General features: G+C 56.6%; 2 rRNA genes. Both read right to left on the reverse strand.

Annotation, left to right across the window (positions count from 1 at the left end):
* Window positions 1–62 precede the first annotated feature (62 nt).
* Window positions 63–179, reverse strand: a 5S ribosomal RNA gene (gene rrf / locus AC060L_RS37250).
* 111 nt (window positions 180–290) lie between these two features.
* Window positions 291–2,653, reverse strand: a 23S ribosomal RNA gene (locus AC060L_RS37255); the annotation flags it as partial.

The following is a 2,653-nucleotide window of genomic DNA, read 5'->3' on the forward strand; positions in this document are numbered from 1 at the left end:
TACAGAAAAAGCAAAAGGCCGTGGCCCCAGCTGATCGCTGGGGCCACGGCCTTTGAATAATTGTTCGGCGGTGTCCTACTCTCCCACAGGGTCCCCCCTGCAGTACCATCGGCGCTGTGAGGCTTAGCTTCCGGGTTCGGAATGTAACCGGGCGTTTCCCTCACGCTATGACCACCGAAACCCTATTGGGTATTCAGCGAACACACTTTTCAGTTGAATAGTGTTGCTTAAATAGTTCGCCGGCGATAGCTGTTCGCTACCCGGGAACCACACAGTGAACGCGAGCGTCTGAGGACAAGCCCTCGGCCTATTAGTACCGGTCAGCTCCACCCCTTACAGGGCTTCCACATCCGGCCTATCAACCCAGTCGTCTACTGGGAGCCTTACCCTCTCAAGGAGGTGGGAATACTCATCTCGAAGCAGGCTTCCCGCTTAGATGCTTTCAGCGGTTATCCCTCCCGAACGTAGCCAACCAGCCATGCCCTTGGCAGGACAACTGGCACACCAGAGGTTCGTCCGTCCCGGTCCTCTCGTACTAGGGACAGCCCTTCTCAATATTCCTACGCGCACAGCGGATAGGGACCGAACTGTCTCACGACGTTCTAAACCCAGCTCGCGTACCGCTTTAATGGGCGAACAGCCCAACCCTTGGGACCTACTCCAGCCCCAGGATGCGACGAGCCGACATCGAGGTGCCAAACCATCCCGTCGATATGGACTCTTGGGGAAGATCAGCCTGTTATCCCCGGGGTACCTTTTATCCGTTGAGCGACGGCGCTTCCACAAGCCACCGCCGGATCACTAGTCCCTGCTTTCGCACCTGCTCGACCCGTCGGTCTCACAGTCAAGCTCCCTTGTGCACTTACACTCAACACCTGATTGCCAACCAGGCTGAGGGAACCTTTGGGCGCCTCCGTTACTCTTTAGGAGGCAACCGCCCCAGTTAAACTACCCACCAGACACTGTCCCTGATCCGGATCACGGACCCAGGTTAGACATCCAGCACGACCAGAGTGGTATTTCAACGACGACTCCACCAAGACTGGCGTCAAGGCTTCAAAGTCTCCCACCTATCCTACACAAGCCGAACCGAACACCAATATCAAGCTATAGTAAAGGTCCCGGGGTCTTTCCGTCCTGCTGCGCGAAACGAGCATCTTTACTCGTAATGCAATTTCACCGGGCCTATGGTTGAGACAGTCGAGAAGTCGTTACGCCATTCGTGCAGGTCGGAACTTACCCGACAAGGAATTTCGCTACCTTAGGATGGTTATAGTTACCACCGCCGTTTACTGGCGCTTAAGTTCTCAGCTTCGCCTGGACGAATCCAAGCTAACCGGTCCCCTTAACGTTCCAGCACCGGGCAGGCGTCAGTCCGTATACATCGCCTTACGGCTTCGCACGGACCTGTGTTTTTAGTAAACAGTCGCTTCTCGCTGGTCTCTGCGGCCGGCCCCAGCTCGGGCAGCAAGTGCCTTCACCAGTTCCGGCCCCCCTTCTCCCGAAGTTACGGGGGCATTTTGCCGAGTTCCTTAACCATAGTTCACCCGAACGCCTCGGTATTCTCTACCTGACCACCTGAGTCGGTTTGGGGTACGGGCCGCCATGAAACTCGCTAGAGGCTTTTCTCGACAGCATAGGATCATCCACTTCACCACAATCGGCTCGGCATCAGGTCTCAGCCTTAATGAGTGGCGGATTTGCCTACCACTCGGCCTACACCCTTACCCCGGGACTACCACCGCCCGGGCTGGACTACCTTCCTGCGTCACCCCATCGCTCACCTACTACCCTGTTGGGTCAGCGGCTCCACCACGTCCCTTTGTCCGAAGACTCCGGGCCGGCTTCACGGCTTTAGCATTCAGAGGTTCGACGTTGGCGCTTCAAAGCGGGTACGGGAATATCAACCCGTTGTCCATCGACTACGCCTGTCGGCCTCGCCTTAGGTCCCGACTTACCCTGGGCAGATCAGCTTGACCCAGGAACCCTTGGTCAATCGGCGCAAGAGTTTCCCACTCTTGTATCGCTACTCATGCCTGCATTCTCACTCGTATCCCGTCCACGACTCGATTCCTCGGCCGCTTCACCCGGAACACGACGCTCCCCTACCCATCCACAGCGTCGTTGGACGTATTCTGTGAATGACACGACTTCGGTGGTGTGCTTGAGCCCCGCTACATTGTCGGCGCGGAATCACTTGACCAGTGAGCTATTACGCACTCTTTCAAGGGTGGCTGCTTCTAAGCCAACCTCCTGGTTGTCTCTGCGACTCCACATCCTTTCCCACTTAGCACACGCTTAGGGACCTTAGTCGGTGTTCTGGGCTGTTTCCCTCTCGACCATGGAGCTTATCCCCCACAGTCTCACTGCCACGCTCTCACTTACCGGCATTCGGAGTTTGGCTAAGGTCAGTAACCCGGTGAGGCCCATCGCCTATCCAGTGCTCTACCTCCGGCAAGAAACACGTGACGCTGCACCTAAATGCATTTCGGGGAGAACCAGCTATCACGGAGTTTGATTGGCCTTTCACCCCTAACCACAGGTCATCCCCCAGGTTTTCAACCCTGGTGGGTTCGGTCCTCCACACGGTCTTACCCGCGCTTCAACCTGCCCATGGCTAGATCACTCCGCTTCGGGTCTTGGGCATGCAACT

The organism is Kitasatospora sp. NEAU-69 (assembly GCF_057158765.1).